At 33.6% G+C, this 19814-nt stretch carries 21 protein-coding genes and 2 pseudogenes; 11 read left to right on the top strand and 12 right to left on the bottom strand.

What is annotated here, in order from left to right; translation table 11 throughout:
* Window positions 1-84: 84 nt before the first annotated feature.
* The 4 genes from AC3WVZ_RS33120 (at window position 85) to AC3WVZ_RS33135 (ending at window position 3732) form a co-directional block, all read left to right on the top strand.
* Window positions 85-1275: a C1 family peptidase gene (locus AC3WVZ_RS33120; protein ID WP_197201738.1), complete on the top strand. Its 1191-nt coding sequence runs from the start codon at window positions 85-87 to the stop codon at window positions 1273-1275.
* A 416-nt stretch (window positions 1276-1691) separates the two neighbouring features.
* Window positions 1692-2786: a hypothetical protein gene (locus tag AC3WVZ_RS33125; protein ID WP_197201739.1), complete on the top strand. Its 1095-nt coding sequence runs from the start codon at window positions 1692-1694 to the stop codon at window positions 2784-2786.
* A gap of 248 nt (window positions 2787-3034) precedes the next feature.
* Window positions 3035-3370, top strand: a complete 336-nt coding sequence (locus AC3WVZ_RS33130) for a hypothetical protein (RefSeq protein ID WP_127064286.1) — start codon at window positions 3035-3037, stop codon at window positions 3368-3370.
* A 179-nt stretch (window positions 3371-3549) separates the two neighbouring features.
* A complete protein-coding gene (locus AC3WVZ_RS33135) occupies window positions 3550-3732 on the top strand; it encodes a hypothetical protein (RefSeq protein ID WP_233937086.1) in 183 nt (60 codons plus the stop codon).
* Window positions 3733-3775: 43 nt separating this feature from the next.
* Here the strand turns inward: AC3WVZ_RS33135 and AC3WVZ_RS33140 are convergent, their stop codons facing one another.
* Both AC3WVZ_RS33140 and AC3WVZ_RS33145 read right to left on the bottom strand, forming a co-directional pair.
* Entirely contained in the window at window positions 3776-6727 is a 2952-nt protein-coding gene (locus AC3WVZ_RS33140) for a Tn3 family transposase (protein ID WP_078188030.1), read from the bottom strand.
* Between the two features lie 10 nt (window positions 6728-6737).
* Window positions 6738-7580 carry a tyrosine-type recombinase/integrase gene (locus AC3WVZ_RS33145; protein ID WP_078188028.1) on the bottom strand — a complete coding sequence of 281 codons (843 nt, stop codon included), beginning with the start codon at window positions 7578-7580 and terminating at the stop codon, window positions 6738-6740.
* A 203-nt stretch (window positions 7581-7783) separates the two neighbouring features.
* Here AC3WVZ_RS33145 and AC3WVZ_RS33150 point away from each other — a divergent pair, with 203 nt between their 5' ends.
* Complete coding sequence (locus tag AC3WVZ_RS33150; RefSeq protein WP_176116714.1) at window positions 7784-8206, top strand: hypothetical protein; 423 nt, start codon at window positions 7784-7786, stop codon at window positions 8204-8206.
* 43 nt (window positions 8207-8249) lie between these two features.
* On the opposite strand, the gene AC3WVZ_RS33155 is transcribed toward AC3WVZ_RS33150, so the two are convergent.
* Both AC3WVZ_RS33155 and AC3WVZ_RS33160 read right to left on the bottom strand, forming a co-directional pair.
* Window positions 8250-8933: an ABC transporter ATP-binding protein gene (locus tag AC3WVZ_RS33155; protein WP_233937087.1), complete on the bottom strand. Its 684-nt coding sequence runs from the start codon at window positions 8931-8933 to the stop codon at window positions 8250-8252.
* Window positions 8930-10123 (bottom strand): efflux RND transporter periplasmic adaptor subunit, encoded by a 1194-nt coding sequence (locus AC3WVZ_RS33160; RefSeq protein ID WP_233937088.1) that lies wholly within the window; start codon window positions 10121-10123, stop codon window positions 8930-8932. Before AC3WVZ_RS33160 ends, AC3WVZ_RS33155 begins: the two co-directional genes overlap by 4 nt.
* 167 nt (window positions 10124-10290) lie before the next feature.
* On the opposite strand from AC3WVZ_RS33160, the pseudogene AC3WVZ_RS33165 reads away from it, so the two are divergent.
* Window positions 10291-11660 (top strand): annotated as a pseudogene (locus tag AC3WVZ_RS33165) (IS1182-like element ISBth7 family transposase); the annotation flags it as partial.
* A gap of 105 nt (window positions 11661-11765) precedes the next feature.
* Here AC3WVZ_RS33165 and AC3WVZ_RS33170 read toward each other — a convergent pair.
* The 6 genes from AC3WVZ_RS33170 to AC3WVZ_RS33195 form a co-directional block, all read right to left on the bottom strand.
* Window positions 11766-12530: a M48 family metalloprotease gene (locus AC3WVZ_RS33170; protein WP_233937089.1), complete on the bottom strand. Its 765-nt coding sequence runs from the start codon at window positions 12528-12530 to the stop codon at window positions 11766-11768.
* A gap of 13 nt (window positions 12531-12543) precedes the next feature.
* Window positions 12544-13041 carry a stage II sporulation protein M gene (locus AC3WVZ_RS33175; RefSeq protein WP_233937091.1) on the bottom strand — a complete coding sequence of 166 codons (498 nt, stop codon included), beginning with the start codon at window positions 13039-13041 and terminating at the stop codon, window positions 12544-12546.
* Complete coding sequence (locus AC3WVZ_RS33180) at window positions 13041-13688, bottom strand: hypothetical protein (protein ID WP_233937092.1); 648 nt, start codon at window positions 13686-13688, stop codon at window positions 13041-13043. Before AC3WVZ_RS33180 ends, AC3WVZ_RS33175 begins: the two co-directional genes overlap by 1 nt.
* Window positions 13689-13765: 77 nt before the next feature.
* Entirely contained in the window at window positions 13766-14014 is a 249-nt protein-coding gene (locus tag AC3WVZ_RS33185) for a hypothetical protein (protein WP_233937093.1), read from the bottom strand.
* Between the two features lie 86 nt (window positions 14015-14100).
* Window positions 14101-14268 carry a hypothetical protein gene (locus tag AC3WVZ_RS33190; protein WP_098806043.1) on the bottom strand — a complete coding sequence of 56 codons (168 nt, stop codon included), beginning with the start codon at window positions 14266-14268 and terminating at the stop codon, window positions 14101-14103.
* Window positions 14269-14715: 447 nt separating this feature from the next.
* Window positions 14716-15198, bottom strand: coding sequence for a DUF3967 domain-containing protein (locus tag AC3WVZ_RS33195; protein WP_233937094.1), 483 nt, complete (start codon window positions 15196-15198; stop codon window positions 14716-14718).
* A 445-nt stretch (window positions 15199-15643) separates the two neighbouring features.
* Between AC3WVZ_RS33195 and AC3WVZ_RS33200 the strand changes: the two are divergent.
* The 5 genes and pseudogenes from AC3WVZ_RS33200 to AC3WVZ_RS33220 form a co-directional block, all read left to right on the top strand.
* A pseudogene (locus tag AC3WVZ_RS33200) lies at window positions 15644-15931 on the top strand (Tn3 family transposase); the annotation flags it as partial.
* Window positions 15932-16051: 120 nt separating this feature from the next.
* On the top strand, window positions 16052-16759 hold the full coding sequence (locus tag AC3WVZ_RS33205) for a hypothetical protein (RefSeq protein ID WP_233937095.1): 708 nt from the start codon (window positions 16052-16054) through the stop codon (window positions 16757-16759).
* A 35-nt stretch (window positions 16760-16794) separates the two neighbouring features.
* Window positions 16795-16968 carry a hypothetical protein gene (locus AC3WVZ_RS33210; protein WP_233937096.1) on the top strand — a complete coding sequence of 58 codons (174 nt, stop codon included), beginning with the start codon at window positions 16795-16797 and terminating at the stop codon, window positions 16966-16968.
* 90 nt (window positions 16969-17058) lie between these two features.
* Window positions 17059-17565 carry a hypothetical protein gene (locus AC3WVZ_RS33215; RefSeq protein WP_425594329.1) on the top strand — a complete coding sequence of 169 codons (507 nt, stop codon included), beginning with the start codon at window positions 17059-17061 and terminating at the stop codon, window positions 17563-17565.
* Window positions 17566-17646: 81 nt separating this feature from the next.
* Window positions 17647-18003 (top strand): hypothetical protein, encoded by a 357-nt coding sequence (locus tag AC3WVZ_RS33220; protein WP_087994875.1) that lies wholly within the window; start codon window positions 17647-17649, stop codon window positions 18001-18003.
* Between the two features lie 407 nt (window positions 18004-18410).
* Here AC3WVZ_RS33220 and hfq read toward each other — a convergent pair whose 3' ends face one another.
* A complete protein-coding gene (gene hfq, locus AC3WVZ_RS33225) occupies window positions 18411-18599 on the bottom strand; it encodes an RNA chaperone Hfq (RefSeq protein ID WP_233937097.1) in 189 nt (62 codons plus the stop codon).
* Window positions 18596-19453 carry a hypothetical protein gene (locus tag AC3WVZ_RS33230; protein WP_233937112.1) on the bottom strand — a complete coding sequence of 286 codons (858 nt, stop codon included), beginning with the start codon at window positions 19451-19453 and terminating at the stop codon, window positions 18596-18598. Before AC3WVZ_RS33230 ends, hfq begins: the two co-directional genes overlap by 4 nt.
* Between the last annotated feature and the right edge of the window lie 361 nt (window positions 19454-19814).

Consider the following 19814-nt stretch of genomic DNA (forward strand, 5'->3'; position numbering starts at 1 on the left):
TTATATATTTGATTTGTTATATATTTAGTGCGTAGCTAAAGTTTTAGTTTACGGAAAGATAATATATTTGGAGAGGGGAATTGTATGAAGGATAATACGTTTAGTTTTTTTATGATGACATTAGTCGGAATTATCGGATTTTTATTTGTACCCGTTGTACATGCTGAAACAGAGAAATCATTTCAACCAAATGATTTCTCTACGTATGGATTGGGTTTAAAAGATACGAAGATAAACGAAGCTATACCCGATTATACACCATCTATTTCTTATCTCACAAAACAAGAAGCAACCAAACACAAACAACAGGGAATTCAAAATCCAAATATTCTTCCCAATCGCATCGATTTACGAGAATATTTTCCGGAAGTACGAAGTCAAGGGAAGTTTGGTACATGTGTCCCATTTGCTACAACTGCTTTAAGAGAATACTATATTGCAAAAGATGCAGGAGCACGTGGAACAAACATTACGTATTTATCGCCCTCTTATATTTATTATCCAAGTGGGCCAAAGGACGGTATGTATTTCGAGTCAGCCTTTCAAATTTTAAAACAAGAAGGAGTACCTCCAGAAACAGAACGCTTGTATGATTTAAATCCAGAAAATACAAACCAATTTAAAGAACCTCTTACAGCCTTACAGCAAAAAAATGCAGTTCCTTATAAAATTAGTTCCTATCAAGCTATACGTCAAGCAAATATGATTGCTGATATTAAGCAAGCAGTAGCCAATCAAGACCCTGTTTTAGTGGGAATACATGTATATCCCAACTTTGATGCAACTCCTACCTCTGGAATTGTACCACCTGTTACAGAAAAGAAATCGAGAGGGGGACATGCTCTTGTGATCGTGGGGTATGATGAGACAAACCAATGGTTCATTGTAAGAAATAGTTGGGGGACAAAATTTGGCGATCAAGGATATGCATATATGCATTATCAGACATTATTTGATATGTCAAATAGTGTGGCGTATGTGATTAAGCCTATACACAAGAAATATCCGCCATTTGGGGTACAAATGCAAACTACGGATATAAGTCCTTCTGAAATTAAATTCAACATTTCAGCAAAAAATGCGACTGCATACGATTTGTATAAAAACAATCAAAAAATCCAGACTTTTTCAACATCTACTATTACAGATTTAAATATCGTACCTGAGCAATCTTATATGTATCATGTGGTAGCGAAAAACGCGATGGGAGAAACTCGCAGCTATCCTTTATCTATTTCGATTCCACCTATCATATTGATTCAACAGGCTAGTTAATATCTTTAAAATAAGAAGAATCTAGTGGGAGCAACGTACTAAAAAAATGGATGTACTTGTAAAGAGAAGGAAAATATATCTATTTGAATATACACGTGGATAAAGATATGGTTAGTACAATGCACGAGTGTAATGAAATGATGACTTCTACCATGTCTATGATAAAATCTACGAAAGAGAAATGCTGTTAAGCACACGATCTTCTATATGATTTGTAGGTGTCATCTAGGAAGTTTTTTTAGAAGACGGTCCTTTTTCGACCGTCTTTTCACCATACATGACCAACAGGTGAAAGATGAGCACAACAGAAACGTTTCTGTATTCGGTAGTTTGTACATAGAGGATATGTTAATATTAATCTAATAGGTTTTAATTTTCTGAACTTTACCTATTTTGTGACCAGAGAGGTGGAAAAGATGGATAAACAAAACATTTTGTCGGAACTAAAGAAAGGTATGGAAGCGGTCATTTGTGAAATAGAATTACAGGAACAATCAATTGTGAAAACTGAGGAGATTCTACAGAGCTATCTACATGTGATGAAAGATATCCTTCGTTTACCAGATGTAACCATCGTACAAACACCCCATAGAGAGAAGGAACTCACAGAACCAGAGACGAATACCCTTCATACACATTCTCTTGCTAAAACAGAACCTTTTGAAAAGAGAGAATCGTATGTGTTTCAGCGTAAATTAAAGGGAGGCGAATTACAAGGAATAGGATGTTTTGTTCCCGAACGAATTGTCAGAGCGCTCGAATTAGAACATGGGGATTTCGTGTATGTAACAAAAAATGCATCTGTGTCGGATGGACGGTATAAGCATAGATTTGAAGTGGCCGAAAGACGACATATGCCACAAAATGAAGAACGTGGTTGTTGTTCCTATGCCATTGTAGAATATGATGAAGAACGCCAACAATTTTTTGTGGAGAAAGACATGCAACAGAATCGTATATATGTCAATGGAGCTCCTTATCGATTTTGGATTCCGCCAAAAGATGCTGCTTCTGTCATCCAGGGAGATATTATTGATCTTGCCTATTCCAAGAGTTCTCCAGACATTGTCAGGGTTGCTTGGACGTATCCGTCTAGTTTTGTAAATGATTTTAGTAAACCAGCCCGTATGAAGAGAAAGCAAGAAAAAAATCAAAAAGAGTATGTACAAACGTTGGAAGGAAAGACAATTTTGATGGTAGGATTTGAACCAGGTCGAGCAGCCATTGAAGAAGAAATTACCGTTAGAGGTGGAAATTTTCAGTGGGCGCATGGGAAAAAAGAACGAGAAGTTACATTACGCAAAATGATACGGAATGCAGATATTGTCATACTCATGTTAGAACATATGGGACATGGTGGTGCAACCTCCGGTTCTAAAGGTGTGGTACGGATAGCAAAAGAATTAGGCGTTCCCTTTGGTACGACACATACATTAGGGAGAAGTTCTTTTGTCCATAATGTTCACCGTATACTAGGCATAGATAGTGTAAACATGCAATCCGTAAGCTAGGTGAAGAATGAAGTAGGGTAAAAGAAATCAAAACAAAAAATATAAACCCTGATAAAAAAGATAAGCCCGATTGGAAATATCCAGCTAAAATGAAATAACAAATTGAATAGTGACTTCCCCTGATATATAATGAATATAGACCATTCTTTTATTCAGTTGAGGGAATAAGCGGATGATACAACAGTTATACGATTCTTATTCTCTCTTATATCTTCACACATCATATGAAAAGGATGTGCTATGTGTAAATGATTTTCTTATATCAATTTGATGTAAAAGAAAATGGCATTCAATTTGTTTTAAATAAACAAATTGCTGCTGATATGCTTCCACACCATGATATTCTATTGAGACCATTAGTGACAGTATTGGCTGAAACCTTACAATTGTATTGCTTGTTACGTAAAGAGCCGACCTTATTAACGAGTAACATGCGAGAAAATGGTGAAATAGAAGTCATGTTCAATCAAGAATTAGGACAATGTATAGATGAGTATACAAAAAATCACGTGATTTTGAAAAATGGCAAACGAATTGCGGATATTTTAATAGAAATTCGGAATGCTTATACCATATACCACTAAGCTTACAGGAATAGTAATACATATATAAATTTCAATTATAAAAACAATTAAAAAGAATGTAACAGAAGAAGTGTATCGTTTGAATTTCCAGATTTCCTTTTCTATTTTTCCATAGTAACATGAAAACTATCAGTAAGTTGGATACAAATAGATATAGAAAGACAGGAGAGGAATTATACGTGGATAAGTCATGGTCTGGTAATTCTACACAATTGTTACAAGAAATTGATTGGAAAATGAGCAGAATTGAATCGATTCTTCAGCAGGTTTCTATAGAGGGTTTGATAGAAGAATCATATGAGATTCACGAGATGCTTATAGGGGTAGAACCAGCATCTCCGAGTAAATCGGTAATTTTGTAATATTCTGAAAATATTTATATAATTAATGATGCCGGTTCTCCTTTTAAATAGCCATTCTTTTATCCATATCTAAACGAAATTCACCATACGGATTAATATGAGAGTAAATCATAGGTGTAAGTGCTCGATAATCTTCTTCGTCCAAACGATTTTTCCATTCATCTTCACTAAGTAATTGTTGGATGATTAAAGTATTAATATAAATGATGCAGTTTTGGATTAATTGCAAGCTTAACATGGCAACCTCTTGCTCTTCGAGCTCATTACGACGTATTTTCCCACCTTGGCCATAAAAAATAAAATCACTTGCTGAATGCCAATTTTCAACCGTATTCAATCCAGAATGGATTTCTTTTCTTAATTGTTCTGAAGCTAAATAATCACACAAAAACATTGTTTTAATCACTTTTCCTAACTCTTGAAATGCTAAAAATGTTGGATGAGAGCTATTCTTAGAAAATTGTTTCAAAATGGCTTCTGTATCAGCAGTATTTACTCGTAGTGCTGTCGCATACTTAACCATTTCGTTATATTGCCGCTTAATTAAGTCCCAATTAATAGCTCGTTTCGCAATGACAGGAGACAAATCATCATAACAATCTGTCGCAGATGCTTTATAGAGCTTTTGAGATTGAATATTTTTAAAGCGTGGTAACAGTTCGAAACCCAGTAAATGACAAAAGGCGAAACCCACTGTACTTTGGCCATGTGTATCTACATAATTACGATCTATCTCTTTATCTGTATCATGATTAAGTAATCCATGTAACATGGCAGCCACTTCAGAAGAATTAGGTGCGTTTACTTGAGAATAAATGCACATTGATTTTTCCTCAACGTGCCAATAAACAGAAACACCTGGTCCACGATATCTAGGAAACCATTGTGTCCTTAAATTTTGATCGTAAGCTACTACGCGTGAGGAATCGGAAGCACAAGAAGTGGTACCTTGTCCCCAAATAGCTTCAGCTCGTTCAGTTAAAATTGCATTCACTACACTTTGATTTGCAATTCTTAAATTTTCTACATGTATGTACTTTCTCTTCACATATAAAAGTGCTTTATATTGCATACTGGCATCACCAGAAGATACCCGTTTAATTCCAGTATTTGTTCCTATGCCATACAAGCATAGCAATAATCTTTTTTGGATTTCATCCCGATCTAATCGTTCGTGAGTAGCTAAGCTTTGGAAGTGATTGATAAAACCAGTCCTTAGCGCTGTCTCTTTTAAAATATCGATCAAATTTGTCATCCACCAACGGTTGGACAGTTCTTTTTTTAGACGACCTAATTGTTTTGGTTCTGGGCTTAATTCATTTGGTGCTATTGATATCCACCCATTGTGTTTACTTAAAATTTTCACTTTTTTATTCTTAGGAATATTATTGTTTAACATATCTAGTTTTGCACGTAGTTGTTTTTGTAGGTCATCTATTTTCTCTTGAGATTCTAAAGGTTGATTTAATTCTTCATAATGTTGAATACGATTTTCCTCAAAATCAGCTGGTAAATACTCTTCTGGATTCCGATAACGATGAGAAAAAGCAACCCAAATTTCTCTACATTTCAATTTATCTCTTAAGGCATGTAAAACGCAGATTTCATAGTTGATTCGATTCACACGTATATCTCCATTTTTATCTTCTGTTACAACTAAATCATACCATTTCCTTGGAATGATTTCTGTTCCAAGGGGAATAGCTTCATGCGGTGAAAATGTGATTTGTTTGGAACCATTATAACTTCGTAGAAGTTCAATCGCTTCAATAACAGGTTGATGAAGATGATTGTTAGATTTAAAATCAAGTAATTTTAATATTTCTGTTACGGCTGTCCGATAAGAACTACTGTAAGAATTACGGATTTTCCAGTGAACTTTTTGTTGATACATAGACTTTTTATACTTTAATTCTTTCACGATATCCTCAAGAATCTGTGGCTTTACGACTGGAAATAAGGTATCTTTTATAGTCCCTTCGGGATTTTGAAGTGCTGTTTCGAGTAAATCAATTAACATTTTATTTTTTCCAAACACTTTTTTTACCTCTAAAATCATTTCCATTTTTACTTTTTTCTCAGCGCGACCATCAATTTTATGAATCAAAGTAATAAGGAGCTCAATTAAGTTGTCGTTCAATTCTTTTATTTTTAACCAGAAAAAAGTGGCGAGTAATGTATACCTAATCGGATTCTTGTGACGTTGCAACTCTGTTTTATCTTCAGAAGTAGCACGTAACCTGTATTTCTGGAGTACTTTAGGTGGTATTTCAGAAAATAAATTCATAGGTAGCTCTAAAGCTAGCAAAGTTTTTAATTTATCAAGTTCATTAAATAATGTAGCTTGGCTCAAACGTCCAGGTCCCATTGTTAATTTTCGGAATGTGATTTCTGATGTTTCACCTTCATTAGAACCGCTTTCTTGACTTTCTAGATATCCCCAGTAGTCCAGTAAATCATCAATTTTTTTCAAAGTACTATCCGAAAGTTTATTATAAGTTTCTTGATAAAAATCTTGTTCTCTCTGAAAAATAAGTTGCTGAATCAGTTGATTTATTTGCCACTCGGGAGGAGCTACAATTTTCTCTGTTCGATATTTGATATATAACTGTTTTCTCAATAGATTAGCATCTAAATTATATTCGTAGATCCGATTATAGAGCCATGTTCGAATGAATTCTCGGTCTTTATCTTGTTCTTCTTTGAAACCAAAAAAATCAAGTATTTCTTGTTTATGTTTTCTAGCTGTTTTAGAATCAAGAATGTAAGTGTGATAAGAATTTAAAGAAAGATTTAATTGTTTAGAAAGAAAGTGTAGCATGTCAGATGGAATTTGACTTTTTTTCGTTGGGAATTGATGAAACAATTGAAAATACTTAAGTAAAGCTGCAAAACCGATTCTAGTTAGTTTATATCTAGCATTAACTAATTTTAGTTCTTCAGAACTCAGTATAAAAGAAGTAATTTCTCGATCTAAATTCCAATGTTGTTTCATTTCATTCATCCTAACTATTAAATATTTTTTCAACAGCTTGCTCTAAGTCACTCATTGAAGGAGCTGCATAGCGTTTGGTTGTATTCACATCATTGTGCCCCATTAAATCAGCAACTGTTGCAAGATCAATACCAGAAGCCACAAGTTCACGTCCATATGTATGTCTGAGCATGTGTGCACCAATGCCGTATTGTTCAAATATTCTTTGGGCTGATCGTTTAGATAATCGTTTTCTAAAATTAGAAAGAAACAGCGGAACTTCCAAGTCTGTTCGTTTTTGTAAATAGTTTTGTAGATGATAACGACTTTCTGCTGGTAAAGGAATTTTTCTTGAAATACCACCTTTACCATCTCTAATAATTATAAATCCAGACCGTTCTTTCATTTCAACATCATCACGGTTTAAAGCCACAAGTTCAAATACTCGAACACCTGTATAAAGCATTGTATAAACAATAGCGATATTCCTAAGGTTTTGAGACTTCTCAACTTCTCTCAATAATCGATTTCTCTGCTTTTTAGATAAGGATTTCGGAGAAATATTACGAATATGCCTAACTTCTGGTCGTTTTATATGATTTAGAAGTTCTTCTTTTCCGACAAACTTCATATAAGCTACGATAGCACTGTATTTCGGTGTAATGGTTGTTGCTTGGTTTCCTTGAATGGATAAAAAATTGATATATTGTTGAATATCATAACGCGTAATGTCGTGAATTGAGCTACCTTCAGTAACTAACCATCGATGAAAATTACAAATATGACGAGAATAATCATGTACAGTATTGGGACGTTTCCCTTGCTCAAAAAGAAATTTCTCGAACCCTCCGAGTTCTATGTCACTTTTTTTCACTCTTAATACCTCCAAATTTAATATATTTCAAAGCTATTATAACAAAAAGTGGCACAGAATGACTCTTCTGTGACGAAATCACATAATGTAAAATGTTAATTTAGAACAGAGTTCGATGTATGTTCCTGTTTTACTTTGCCTAGACTATGAAAAAAATGTACTTTTTCAAACTAAAAGTACAAACATAGTAGGAGGAAATTATATTGACACATCCTTTGAGAAAAAATGTGATAAAGTTTCAAGAGGAAGGGAAATCAGAAGAAGAAATACTAAGAACTATATATACATGGGGCACACAAGCTGATATTGCCGCAGCACTAAGTATAAGCGTAAGAAGGGTTAAATATTTATCAAAAAAGTACGAATTAAAAAAGAATGATAAGTACCGTGTGGTAAAACGGTGTATGAATTGTGGTGAACAAACACATATATCCAATTTTGACACAATTTTTGTAGATGGTATTCCAAAGACAAATCTCTTGTGTTGTTGGTCATGTAAAAGAGAATATAACAAACAAAAATACATGAACAAGGTTATAGAAGAACATTGGGAACAAGAACGAATTAAAAGAGAAATTGGAACAAAGGAAGATGAAATCGAAGGATTAAGAGCTCTGTTGAAATAAATTAGATTTTAATCAAATCCCATCCCATAAAATATTCTGAAAATTACAAAATTACCGATTTGCTCGGAGATGCTGGGTTTACCCCTCGTAGTACAATGCGGCGGGAAGAATACGCTGCTACTTCCTCTTCATGCGTAACCATAACAATCGTTGTACCTTCTACATTTAGCTTTGTGAAAATATCCATAATTTGCTCACCAGATTTCGTATCAAGCGCTCCCGTTGGTTCATCAGCCATAATAAAAGTTGGATTATTTGCAATCGCTCTAGCAATAGCTACACGCTGTTTCTGTCCACCTGATAGTTCATTTGGCAAATGATGCACACGGTCAGCTAATCCGACCTTACATAGTGCCTCTAAAGCACGTTTGCGACGCTCCGCTTTCTTCACGCCACCATATACGAGTGGAAGCTCAACATTTTCCACTGCGGAAAGACGAGGGAGTAAATTAAAATGTTGGTATACAAAGCCAATATATTCATTACGAATTAAAGCAAGCTTTGACTCGTCTGCTGTTAAAATATTTACGTTATTCAGCTTATATTCGCCTTCTGTTGGACGATCTAAACAACCGATAATATTCATAAGCGTCGACTTACCAGAACCAGACGGTCCCATAATCGAAACGAACTCACCGCTCTGAATCGTTAAACTAATACTATGCAAAATTGGCACCGCCAATTTTCCTTGATAGTACGTTTTAGCAATATGATTTAACGTAATCATTTCTCTTTCACTTCCATTCCGTCATACACATCGTCGGAAGGATTTTTAACCACCTTTTGCCCCACTGTTACGCCTTCTACAACCTCTGTCCAGTCCCCATCAGTAGAACCTTTTTTCACATTTTGTTTACGAAGCTTCCCTTTATCCTCAACATAAACAAATGCATCATCGCCTTTTTCTACAATGCTTTTACTTGGAACAGCAATCATTGTCTTATTCTCTAAGTTTACTTGCAGAGAAACGTGATAACCTGGAGATAAACCATCTTGACTATCAAGGCTAGCTTTATATGTATATTGGGACATATTTTGAGTTGCTTCACCCATGTCGCCAGCTTGCGCCATCTCTGCACTTGTTGGGAACTCACTTACCTCTGTAATCTTACCTGTCCACTTCTTCTTATTATTTACTTTTGCCGTTACAGTGAATGTTTGATTCTTTTGGATTTGTGACTTTTGAAGCTCAGTTAATGTACCTTGAACTTGGAATGGATCTTTAGAAGCTACTTGTAAAAACGCTTTTCCTTGACCACCTAACGCTTGAGATGAACTTTGTGCCGCATCTTTATCTAACTTTTGAACAACACCAGCGAAATTACTATAAATCGTAAGCTCTTTCTGCTTCTTACTTAACTCTTCTTTTTGCAACTTTCCTTTTTCTTTCTCAAGTTCAGTTGTCTTTTGAGCTATCTCTAACTCGTTTATTTGCTCGTCCATCGGATCCGTTACTTCTTTCCCAGCTCCGCTATCTTTCGCCTTCTTAATTTCTTTCTTCAACGAATCAATCTTCTTTTTACCTTGATCATAACGCATATCTGCCATCTTCTGATCAAGCTCAGCTTGCTTCATTTGAAGGTTAATCTCTTCATTGGCATAAGAGAATAACTTCGTACCTTTCTCTACCTCTTGCCCTTCTTTCACCTCAATATCTTTCACTTTTCCTTTAGCCGGATCTGCATAGAAACTTTCAATATTACCTGGCTTCACCTGACCAGAAATTAACTTCGTATTATTCAGCTTACGCTCTGTCACTTTCTCAAAACTTACAGCATCAACATTTATTGATGCACCTTTCTTCTTACCTTGCATAACAAAAATATTAATTATCGCAACAAGAATTATTAATATAATAATTCCAATAAGAATCCATTTTTTCTTTCTATTTTGTGTTACTGCTTTATTAGGTAACATTTTTACACTCCTTTTATTAAAATCATTAAAAAAATAAGAAAAAATCAATTATATAATTGATTTTTTCTTCAGGCTGTGGAGAAAGTCTTCTCCACAGCCTGTTTTTGTGTCTGAACCTCTTTTTATGTGTCAACACTGATAAAAAAGAGGAAAAGGAGAGATTTTTTATGATGGGTGCTTTAAAAAATCATCGTGATGAGCGTGTATCTGTTTCTGTAGAAGAGTTGGTTCCACAAGATCATTTCCTTCGTGCAATTGAAGCGACAATTAGTTTTGATTTTATTGAAGAGAAGTTACGCCCTTATTACTGTGAAAACAATGGACGCCCGTCCATTCATCCTATTGTTTTATTTAAGATGATGTTTATTGGATATTTTTACGGTATTCGTTCTGAGCGTCAATTGGAAAAGGAAATTAAAACGAATATTGCCTACCGTTGGTTTTTAGGGTTTTCTCTATCGGATACTATTCCGGATCACTCTACAATCAGTTGGAATCGTCGTACTCGTTTTATTCATACAAATATTTTCGAAGAAATTTTTGATGAGATTGTGAGACAAGCGACGGAGCACCGGATGGTAGGAGGACGTGCACTGATGACAGATTCTACACATATTAAGGCCAATGCCAATAAAAATAAATTTGTACATAAATATAAAAAAGAAAAAGCAAAGTTTTATATAGACGAGCTAGAAGCTGCGGTAATCGAAGATCGTGAGGTACATGGAAAAAAGAATTAAAACCTAGAAAGGAAAGTGATACCCCTACCAAAAAAACTCGTATAAGTACAACGGATCCAGATAGTGGATTTTTAATGAGAGATGGAAAACCAAATGGTTTTCATTTCTTGGATCATCGTACGACTGATGCGAAGTACAATATTATTACAGATACCTATGTAACGGCTGGAAATATGGCAGATTCCGAGCCGTATTTAGCACGCCTCCAAGCTCAGATTGATAAATTCGACTTCAAAGTAGAAGCTGTTGCCCTTGATGCTGGCTATTTTACAGGATATATCTGTAAGAAACTATCAGAACGGAATATATTTATGGTGATGGGGTATCGCCGATTTGGAAAACGGAATAAAGAAGTACCGAAAAGCCAATTTAAATATGTAGAAGAAATGAATGTTTTCGCTTGTCCGATGGGATGTATTCTAGAATATGTAACAACTGATCGTGAAGGATACCGTCAATACAAATCGAATCCAGAAGACTGCGCTGTTTGTCCGTTACGTGAGGTGTGCTTTTCAAAGAAACAAAAACAAAAAGTTATCACTCATCATGTGTGGGAGAAATATAAGGATATTGCTAGAAAAAACAAGCTAACAGCTACAGGGAAAAGGTTGTATAAAGTACGCTGTTCCACTATAGAGCGAAGCTTTGCAGACGCCAAAGAACTACATGGCTACCGCTATGCCCGGTTTCGAGGGCTGAAGTCTGTCCAAATGCAAGCTTATCTCACCGCAGCTTGTCAAAACATGAAAAAAATAGCCCTCCACCTGACCAAAAAGGGTCAGGTGGAGGGCTATTTTTTAAAATTCTATTATTTTATGTTGTTTTTATTCGCTAAAATCAAAAAAGATTCCAGAGTGTTGGGAACCCTAAAGGGTTTCCCAACACTCTGAAGAAAAAATCAATTATATAATTGATTTTTTCTTATTTTTTTTGCTTACTTTCTCTATCCTACTCTTTAAACTAGGATGGGTTTCAAACATATTATATGATTTCTCAGAAACTAAATAATTATCTTTTAGACATTTCAAAGTACTTAAAGATATTTCATTCCCTACTATATTTGTAGCATATTGATCAGCTATATATTCTCTTCTTTGAGAAAACATGAAATGAAGAATGATTAATCCAATATATATAACAAGAATAATACTTAAAGTAATCCAGAATACATTTATTTTAAATAACAGTGGAGATACAATCAAAAGTAATAGTGGTACTCCTGCTAAAACTAAAACTAAAGATAACACGTTCTTTATTAAATGATTATTTAAAACATGACAATATTCATGTGCAATAACAAATTTTAATTGTTCTTTATTTAACGTATCTATTAAAGAATGATGGATAATGATAGTGGGTTTAGATTTTATGTATAATACAACTGCGCCTTTAACCAAACTACTTTTAGTAAGAAATATGTCTATTACAGGCTCTTTATCAATTTCTAAAAGAATGTTTTTCAGGTATTCCACATCTTTTTGTGCATTCATTTTTTTAAATTTAAGCAAAGAAATAATAGGAACAATAACACTGAATGAAAATAATAGTAATGAACCATTTAGTAAATATTGTATTGTACCTAAATTTACATTATTTGATATTACATTGACCTTTAGAAGTAATGTAAAGATTAATAAACATGTGGATATAATTCTCAATGCTCTCACAATTACACCTCACTTATATAAATAATGGACTTATTAAAGTTTCTATAACCGCTGCTATAAAAATTAAAAATGCACCAAATAATAATAAACATATATTAAACTTTTTTCGCATGCAAAATTTTTCTTTTCCTAAAAATGCTATATAAGCAGCAATAAAAAATCCTAATATTTCTGGTATACCATGAATAAGCAGAGGGAATAACACGTGTTCAAAATCTTGATGTAGTCCACCTAGATAGAATCCAAATACCCCTCCATTAATAATTAAATTAATAATCGTAGGAATTTTAAGTAGAAAAATCCCTATCAACAAAAGAATATAAACCTTAAAATTATTAAAGAATATATCCCTAAATGTTTCAAAGGAAATATAATTATGATGAATTTGATTTATATCTTTTACAAATTCTATACCTGAAAAATACATTACTAAAAAACCTAAAACCAACGCAGAAAAATAAATAAGTAAAACATTTGAAACAGCTTTTAAATAGAAATGATTCAGTTTCATCACCCCAATAAAGTAACAAGTAATAAATTAATTAGATACCATGTAATAAATAAAACCCAGAATATTTTTTTGCTTTTGTTATATGTACTCACATACAAATAACAAGCCATTGTAATAGCAATAATTTTAAAAGGATTTAATTCTTGTGTTAAATAAACTAAAATTTTATTTTCAGGTTCAAAAATACCATAAGCAGTAATATACCCAAATTCAGTGAATCCAAAAGTTAAACTCAATATAAAATTAATTAAAGATCCCAACAGTATTGGTAAATATGCAATAGTAGCAATAGAAAAAATCTCTTTACGTAGATGTTCACTCATAATGACTTGCAGTTTAGCTGTAAGTACGAAAAAGATAAAGAAAACAAAAATAATTGCCAATGGAGCTGTAAATCCACTAATAAACGTTACCCCATAAAATAATTTTTGAACTTTTTCAGGATTTACACTTCCTAAATTATTCATTATATTATTATTTAATAAAGCGCTAGCTAAAGCAATTATGCCACTAAAAATACAAATCTGTAATAAAATAAAGATATTTTTCATCTTATGTTCTTTAATAGTATTTATCATATCATGAGGGATGTGAATTCCTCGGAAAATTAAAATATAGTAGTAAAAAACATTGTAATAACGTACCATAAAATCTCCTTTAACCGTATAATTTTAAAAAGAGCTTCTATAAAAAATTATAGAAGCTCCCTTCTTGTTACTCTCTCTTATAGACCAGCAGCACCAGCAGCAACAACTGCACCTGCTAACCAAGCAGGAACCGTTACACCTAAAAGTCCAATCAGATAATGCTGTGCACCATAAACAGACGTCATAGTAGCTAAAGATTCAGCTGCCCATGAAGGAATGTCGTAACCATTTTCTTGTAAGATATACATAATATCTCCAACTTCAAACATTGATCCAAGAAGAGCAACCGCCCCTAAAGAAAATGCAACTGGTAAAAACTTTTTCATAAAAATCCCCCATAAAATATATTTATAAATTTTAAAGACAAAAAATATCTTAACATACCAAAATCGGTCTGACCACCTAAATTAAACTATTTCGTATCTTTCACACATTTTTCACAAAATAAATTTCCTTCCCATTCTATTAATTTTTGAGGATTAACTAGTCCTTTAGAAGGAAAAGGCATATGTATCCAAACTTTTTCATATACTTTAATCTCTTTTTTACAACATTTACAATAGTTTTTTTTTGAAAACACTTTTACTCTCCCTTTCTCAATTTATTTTATAAATCTATATTTCTTATCCTATCATAATTAAAATTTAATCAATATATACAAAAAAGGCCCAAAACCTAGGGCCTTTTTTTTGTATGCCTTATACATCTATAGTCGACATAACATCTTATTATCGGTAGCAAATCCCATGACTTCCCCTTACTCCTGTAAGGGATTTTCTTATTTCTCGTTCTTTTTCTTTATACACGTTTTTATACATTCCTTATACCATGCGGTATTTCGCTTCCCTATGCCTCGTCAAATTCTTCTCTCTTTTGCATAAAATCATGTATACATCTATCCATTTTTTATTCTTTCATTTTTTCAAACGATTTGACATATTTCATAGCAAGGGAATGCTTGTATACTGATCTATACTGCATTCCCTTACTGTATGTATGCTATATATTTATTCTTCTTTTTCCGACATTATGCCTTCCAAAATTGCCACCACTTTTTTTGTGAAGTAACTGCCATTACCTTTTTTGTTTCCTGCATTTCTCGAACATATTGCATAAGTAATTGATCTCGGTCTTCTAATCTATGAAAAATACGTTGCTCACTACTAAGCAACTCCTTCTTAATTTCAGCTAATAACTCTTGTTTTAATTGTGCTCTTTCTACTTGCCAATCTATATCTACTGAGTAAGGGGTGCTCTGTGAAGTAAGCAAGACCTGCTCTTGCTCGCTCAGTACCTGTTTAATTGCATGTTCTAGCTTTTTCCCTTCGCTTTGTAATTCTTTTATTTTTTCTAATATGAGCACGTCCTGCTTTGTAAAAGCTCTACTTTCTTGTTCCCCTTTTGAAAATATATATCCTTGTTTTTCAAGCTCTAAACACCAACGACGTAATGTACTTTTTCCCATTTGTAAACGTTCTGCGACTTCATGATTCCAGTATGCTTTTTCCAATTGAGCACCCCCTGCTTACAATTTAATTTTTGTCTATTTTTATTCGAGCAAGAGGTGCTTAGTTCCTTTCAAAACGATTTTCCTTGTTTTTGGGTGAGAGAGCTGGCTGGGGGTTTGGGGGCTAGCCCCCAGGAATTTGACGTCACTTACAATCGTGTAAACATAAAATGATAGACGATTGTACAAGGTGGTTCGGCAGGTATACTTGTAAATCCAAGTCGTATAACCTAGTTCCTCGTTTTTGGTCTGATCGGCTTGGCGAAAGATAAATCCCTGCCGAAAAAAGTTTGGCAAGGACAATAAAATAAAATGATAAAAATATAACCATATTTTTATCATTTTATTTTATTGAAGGTGGAGATTTTCTGAAGCAAAGCGGAGGAAAATACTACCTGTTCCTTGCGGAACTTTTAACAATATATATAGAGTGAGAAGAGAGAGAGTCTTAGGAGAAATACGTGATCGTTCTTATGAAGACCAATTGCATCGAGTGAATGGTCTTCAGTTATTAATTTCTGTAATTGTTATTTGGAATACAGTGTATATTGAAAAAGCGATTGAATTATTACGATCGCAAGGAATGGAAATTCCAGAAGAATATGTGCAACACATTTCTCCATTAGGTTGGGAACATATTGCATTAACGGGCGATTATATCTGGAATGTACAGCAAAAGACATCGATTCATCATTTAAGACCTTTGCGAACAAAATATGCAAGAAATAGATACTAACACCCATTACCGATTCCCTATGTAAATACGGAATCGGTAAAAATGTGTCCAAATTGTGTCTAAACGTACAATTTTCCCGAAATGGTATCGTGAGGCCGAATAGAAAGGGAGATGGAGAGAATGAGATTCGCAGGAATGGTAGCAAATATGTTTAATGAGGAAGATCGTTACTTTAATGTAGTTAATGGCCCATTAAATGTAGGAGAGAAATATGAATTGGGAATCCTTTTGAAATACTCTGTGTTCGGAATAATTGACGGTGTATTTGTAACAGAACATGAATATTGCGGAGAGATTAAAGGATTTCATATTTTTTCTAGGTACTGTGATAAGCGAAGAATGTTTATAGTAAGTGAAATGACTACAGGTGGAATTATCGCTCATTCTCCATTAAGTGCATATGGTGCGCTACTTAAAGCGAAATACTTATTGAAGAAGAATAAAGAAAGAGCTTATAAGATCATGAAGAAACATCATGAACGATGCCATGTGAATATTTTAGTTGAAGACATTCCAGAACATGTAAGGGATAAGGTCATTGAAGTACAAAAGAATTTAATAGCTAAAAGAAATCCAATTCAAGGTTTTTTCGAGGATTATGACGGACAAACCATTTTGAGTGATGTTAGAAATTTTAAAAGTAAAAAAGAATTTGTTGAACAGGCTGAAAAGTATCTCTTGGAAAATAAATGGAACGAAAAAATTGTTGTTAAAGCGCATGTAACAGAAATAATTGTCGGAGAAGAAGAGTGGAAACCTGCTGATGACCCTGATTTCGAAGGGGAAGAGATTACAGTATATTGTGCAGAAATACATTCCGAAAACTAAACAAAATCCTTATTTTAAAGAAAGGAGAATGAGGAATGAGCGAAAAACCTGTCATCATTAACATTCCACCAGTAGAAAAGTGGACGATAAAAAATCTTAAGTCTGTTTGTAGGCACAATAAAATAAAGGGTTATACAAAAATGGAACGAGATCAGTTGGTGCAATGTGTGAAAGATATTCTACGAGGGGAAATGGGAGATGAAGATTAGTGTATCTGAATGGAAAGCGCTTCGCAAAGAAACAAAGTTGAAATTACTTCGATATGCGGTGTTAGAAAGTAAAAATAGGAGGGTTGTATGATGATAAAGTCTGTAAAACTGTCAAAGGGTGAAGAGCTTGAAATTGGAACGACTGATAAACATGGAAACTCATTGAAACAATCTGATTTTGTTGTAGTGCAAGATGATTTTGAAGGAATTGGCATTTGCCAAATTCTTTATAACGGCATTACAAAAGAATTTGTTGCCATGAGTTCCTCTGGTTGGTGGGTTCCGTATCAAGATTTATCGATTGCAACTGAAAAACTAGATCATGTGCTTGCAAAGGAATTTCTAGGTTTAGAGAAATGTGGAGCCTATTGGGGAAAAGGGAATACACCATTTATCCGGATGCCAATTGCATATTTTAATCCCGTTGAAGAGTCTACATTGATTTTAGAAACATTAGGTAGACGTTACAAAGATCTTTTTACAGTAATTGAGAATGGCTGCTGGTATTTGACGGTAAACAAACAAATATATAGTGAAGAACGTCTTGGAGTAGCTGCATGTTTAGCAGCAGTCAATAGTGTAAGAAATAAGAATTGATTAGAAATTGATCCTTATTTTAGGGAAAATGGAGAATCGAAAAACTGAATATTAAATCTATTCTACGAGGGGAAATTAAAAATGTTACATGTAGCATTACAGGAGCAAACCTATTGGAAAAAACAAAGAAAAATCCTTCGGAAAAACAGTAAAAAATTACTCATTTCATTGGAACCATATTTATATGAAAAATTAGAAGGATTAGCACTCTATAATGAGAATTTAGATCAAATTGCCTCGGAACTTGTTATGGAAGGGATAGAGTACATTTATATGGAGGACATACCAGTTCGTGAATATCATGCATTTCAACATTTTATAGAAATCGAATTATCGCAATTTCAGCACAAGTTACTGCGACAATTAGCACTCAAAAGAGGATGTTCAGCAAGAAAAATGGCGTATACAGTACTATATTTCATGTTGCAAGCACAGTAAAAGAACCCTACACTTAATGCAGGATTCCTTTACCAGGTATTCTGTTGACAAATGAGCAATCCAGGGGAATTGAGTCTAGACCACTCAATTCCCTTTTTTATGTTATAACAATCTGGAATGAGATTTCAACAACAATACGAAAAAAAGATAGGAATCATCCTATCTTTTTTTCGTACAAGGGTTTCGATGACAGAAAACTCATACAGCTCATACTTTATTTTAAATGAATAAAACAAAAAATTCCATTTGTTCATTACTTTCTCAATATGATTTTTTGTATTTTGAAATTATAATATAGTTGATTCTTTTTATTAGTATATATCTGCTATTTCCTGTTGAGAACCCTTATGAAGGGTTCTTTTTTTGTCATAACATATAATGTAATCCCGGCAATAGCTATGTATTTTTTATACAACTACGGTCGATATAGCCTGTTTATATATCAATTGTTGTTTATCATTGTTTTTAATCAAAATTGTAAACTTATCCACTGCTATGATTTGCCCTGGTACTCTAAATCCATTCAATAAAATAATTGTAACTTCTTTTTTGGATTCGATGACTTGTTGATACAGCTCCTCTTGAATATTGATCATTTAGATGGTTGCAACTCCCTTATTTTTTTAGAATTGTTCATGGCTTCTAAAAAAGCATATTCTTTTACCGTCATTTCAACGGTTGGACAATACTCGGTTTTTGATAATTTATGAAGTAAAGAAAGGTTTTTACTTAATTGTTTTACCATTTCATCTAATGTAATTTGATTCGTACCGTATCCAATCACTGGGTTCAAAAATACATCTAACCTTATGAGACTTGGTTCAATGAGAGAAACAATCTCTTGTACTTTGGGCAATATGGCCGTTTCGTAGCGTTCTTTAAAGGATTCTAAATCGTCTGGCGCTGGTTCATTAGAACAGAATTTTTTAAATGCTACCACACGAATATCATTCCGCAATTCCTCAATACGTGTTTGATAAAACCCCTGGTCAAATCCTTCTTTATCCGCAACATCAAAATGAAGTTCTGTCTGTGATCTACGCTTTTTTTTATAAAAATCCATAAGGAGTTGTTCTTTTGAATTAAACATCATAACAAAGACAGTACGTTCTAAATTCGTAACTTTATTTACAATACTGAGTGTCTCATCTAATATGTTTGCTCGCTTTTCATCATCTAATTTTTTAACAGATGAAGGAACGAGGTTTTTTATATTCTCAAATGAATCGGAGTTGATAATGTGTTGAAGAGAAACTTTAGCTATATCCGGTAAACAAGGATCTGTTGTTCTATCCAGAAGAAACATATCCTTAATTGCGCGGATTGTAATTTTGATTTCTTTTTGAGCCTGTCGAATTTTTTCAATGCTCTGATCCACATATTGTGGTTGTTTTAAGCGGTTAAAAATAAATTCACGTCTTTCTTCAAAGTGTTGCTGTAAAAGTGACATAGCTGTTTTTCCCCTCTCTAACATGTTTAAGCACCTTAGCAATATACCCTATTGCTTTACAATGAACAGTATGATTATACCATTTTGTATAGTGATAAAAATTAAAAATTCTTATATTTCCAGATTGATTAAATGAATTCTTTTTTTCTCTCGTACTTGCACAAGTGTAATATCCATTGCATATAGCTAATAGCGTAAAGCGCGCTACTAGCTAATGACTAAAAAACTGTCTGCAAAGGCAGTTTTTTTATGGTTTAAGTGATAGTGCCGTTTATATCAGTTAGGGATGAGAAACAAAAAATTATTTTGCATAAAAAGGTGAATAACGTACAAACAGCAAGGAATACGTTTTAGTAATACC

This window comes from Bacillus sp. CPT56D-587-MTF (assembly GCF_058792335.1).